Genomic DNA, 3115 nt, shown 5'->3' on the forward strand with positions numbered 1-3115 from the left:
GCAGCGTGTCGCTTGCACCGGGGCGCGGCAGCGCAGAGTCGATCTGCTGCAGCATCTGTGCGACCACCGACGCTTCATTGGGTAACAAACTGGGCAGGCAAGCGCTTCAGCGCATCCACAGGGTCCTCGGCCTGCTGTCGCAGCCAGCGTTGCGCACCGATCAGCCGCACCATCGCGGCGGCATCCTGGGGCCGTGACGAATAGGCGGGATAGGCCGGGCCCGCGATATCGGCCAGCACGCACCCCATGACGTTCGACAGGCAGCCGAAGTCATGCTGCGGCGGTGCCGGTACCGGCAGCGGACGATCCGCCTCCAGCGCGGTCATCGCCGCCGCGCCACAGGCCCAGCCCAGGTTGCCCGCCACTCGCGCCAGGGTGCTGCTGCGATCGAGTACCAGCACGCCACCGAACTCCTGCGCCGAGGTTTCGATCGCAGCCCTGCTCATCGCATACTCGCCCTGCATCGCACGGCACAGGCTCTGTTCGGCGGCCCGCATCGGCTTCATCGCCTGCTCGCATTCCGCTGGCAGCGGTTGGTCGGCCGGCAGTTCGACCAGCATGTCGGCCAGCAGCTGGGCATTGGCCTGCACCAGGCTGGCACCGATGATGCTCTCCACCAGGTAGTTGCCGCCCGTCACCAGCCGGCGGCCCAGCTGCAGCCCCCGGCAACTGCCACGCAGCGCACCGTCGATATCACCCTGCACATACGCCAGCGCGCGTGCGCTGGTGGCGTCGATCACCAAACCATAGGCCGGCATCGGCACCAGGATGCCTTCCCCTTTTGGCCGGAACGGCGACACGAAGTGATCCGCATCGGCCAGCTGGTCCAGGCGCGCATGCAGCTGCTGGTGGCCAGCGTGGGCATCGACGAAGCGCTGCGGGTCCGCACGCACCTGGCCGAGGCAGTCACTGGCGGTCGGTCCGCAGCTGGCCGAAGGCCGTGAATGCAGCTCGACGTGGTCTTCTGCCAGCTGCGGACGGGCGCCGCCATTGCCGCGCGGATCCGCCTCCCAGCGCTGTACATCCCGGGCCAACGCCTGATCGCGCTGGTCCGGGTCGAGATCGTCGAACGCGAGTGTCCACAGCAGCGCAAAGCCGTTGCGGCCATCAGCGGGCAGGCGGGCCTGCAACCGCTGCTGGGCCTGCAGCCGTGATTCCGGCACCGGCCACATGCGCGAGGCGCACCACACCACGATGGCCAGCACCAGCAGTCCTGCCAGGGCCCAGCCCAGTCCGCGCAGAATCTTCAACACAGCTTCCCTTCCATGCATCGTTGCCGCAGTCGATCCCCCAGCGTAATCGACCGGCCGTGGCCGCTACAATGCGCGCATGTCGCTCGAAGCCCCCGCCCTGGTCCCCCGCCCCTCCCTGCAGCGCCTGTTCCTGACCGGCCTGCTGACCCTGCTGCCGATCTGGCTGACCTGGGTCGTGGTCAAGTTCGTGTTCGTGCTGCTTTCGGGCATTTCCAGCCCATTGGTGGTGCCGCTTTCCGAGCAGATCGCGACAAGCTTCCCGCATTACCTCGGTTGGGTCCGTGCCGAGTGGATCCAGAACACCATCGCCCTGCTGGCCACCCTGCTGGTGATCCTGGCGGTGGGCGTGGCCAGCCGCCGTGTGCTCGGCCAGCGCCTGCTGCGCTGGGTCGGCGCGGTGATCAAGCGCATTCCGTTGGCCAGCATCATCTACGACAGCGCCAAGAAGCTGCTGGACATGTTGCAGACCGAACCGGGCAGCACCCAGCGCGTGGTGCTGATCGACTTCCCGCACCGCGACATGAAGTCGGTCGGGCTGGTCACCCGCGTGATCAAGGAGCACGGCACCGACCGTGAACTGGCCGCGGTGTACGTGCCAACCACACCGAACCCGACCTCGGGTTACCTGGAGATCGTGCCGGTGGAGCTGCTGACCCCGACCGACTGGACCGTCGACCAGGCCATGAGCTTCATCATTTCCGGCGGTGCCGTCGCACCGTCCAGCGTTCCGTTCACGCGCGCAGGCGAACGCAGCGAATGACAACCGCAGCGCCGATCGAGCGCCCGCTGCAGGACCGCGCGGTCCTGCTGTTCATCGTGCTGGCCGCGTTCTTCTGCGGCAACGCCGTGCTGGCCGAACTGATCGGGGTGAAGATCTTCGCGCTGGAAGACACCCTCGGCATCGATCCGCTGAACTGGAACCTGTTTGGCCAGACCGGTTCGCTCAGCTTCACCGCCGGTACCCTGCTGTGGCCGGTGGTGTTCATCATGACCGACACGATCAACGAGTTTTTCGGCAAGCGCGGCGTGCGCTTCATCTCGTGGTTGGCCGTGGTGCTGATCGCCTATGGCTTCCTGTTCGCCTTCGCAGCGATCTCGCTGGCGCCGGCCAGCTGGTGGGTCACCTCGATGGACGGCCACGGCGTGCCGGACTACCAGGCGGCATTCGCCGCGGTGTTCGGCCAGGGCATGTGGACCATCGCCGGTTCGCTGGTGGCCTTCCTGCTCGGCCAGCTGATCGACGTGGCCGTGTTCCATCGCATCCGCCAGGCCACCGGCGAGCGCCACGTGTGGCTGCGTGCGACCGGATCCACCGCGATCTCCCAGGTGGTGGACAGCTTCGTGGTGATCTGGATCGCCTTCGTGCTCGGCCCGCAGCACTGGCCGACCTCACTGTTCCTGGCCGTCAGCAGCGTCAACTACATCTACAAGATGGGCTTTGCGGTTGCCTTGATTCCACTGCTGTACCTGATGCGGCGTGCGATCACCCGCTACCTGGGCGCAGACAGGGCCGCCGCGCTGCGCGCCGCGGCCGCGGCTGACTGAAGCCCCAGCGACGGCAAGCTGACTGCGCCTTCACGCTGGCCGTACGCGGCCGGATCGTGCAAGCTCCACGGTCTGTGTTCCACGGAAGCTCCTGATGCCTCATCGCACCCGCGCCCTGGCCGCCGCCATTGCCGCGTTGTTCCTGTTCAGTGCCGTACCGTCGGCCGAAGCAGCGAAGAAAAAGGCCAGCCGCCCTGCCGCCGCGCAGACCCGCCAGGCTGCCAAGCCCAAGGCCAGGCCCGCCCGCGCCACCGCGCCGGCGCGTGGCAGCTCGGCGCGCCGCGCCGCGCCGCGGCCGGTCGCCCCGGCCCGGGCCG

At 68.0% G+C, this 3115-nt stretch carries 3 protein-coding genes and 1 pseudogene; 3 read left to right on the top strand and 1 reads right to left on the bottom strand.

Translation table 11 applies throughout. The features are described from left to right. Positions 1-74 precede the first annotated feature (74 nt). Positions 75-1253: a hypothetical protein gene (locus tag ABGA94_RS04325; protein WP_375366492.1), complete on the bottom strand. Its 1179-nt coding sequence runs from the start codon at positions 1251-1253 to the stop codon at positions 75-77. A gap of 76 nt (positions 1254-1329) precedes the next feature. On the opposite strand from ABGA94_RS04325, the gene ABGA94_RS04330 reads away from it, so the two are divergent. The 3 genes and pseudogenes from ABGA94_RS04330 to ABGA94_RS04340 all read left to right on the top strand — a co-directional run. Further along, a complete protein-coding gene (locus tag ABGA94_RS04330) occupies positions 1330-2013 on the top strand; it encodes a DUF502 domain-containing protein (RefSeq protein ID WP_005418129.1) in 684 nt (227 codons plus the stop codon). Next, positions 2010-2798, top strand: a complete 789-nt coding sequence (locus ABGA94_RS04335) for a queuosine precursor transporter (protein WP_061479667.1) — start codon at positions 2010-2012, stop codon at positions 2796-2798. The genes ABGA94_RS04330 and ABGA94_RS04335 overlap by 4 nt, the downstream gene beginning before the upstream one ends. Before the next feature lie 94 nt (positions 2799-2892). Continuing rightward, a pseudogene (locus ABGA94_RS04340) lies at positions 2893-3115 on the top strand (DUF885 domain-containing protein); the annotation flags it as partial.

This window comes from Stenotrophomonas sp. 3diitr2024 (assembly GCF_042136455.1).
Lineage (GTDB): Bacteria > Pseudomonadota > Gammaproteobacteria > Xanthomonadales > Xanthomonadaceae > Stenotrophomonas > Stenotrophomonas sepilia.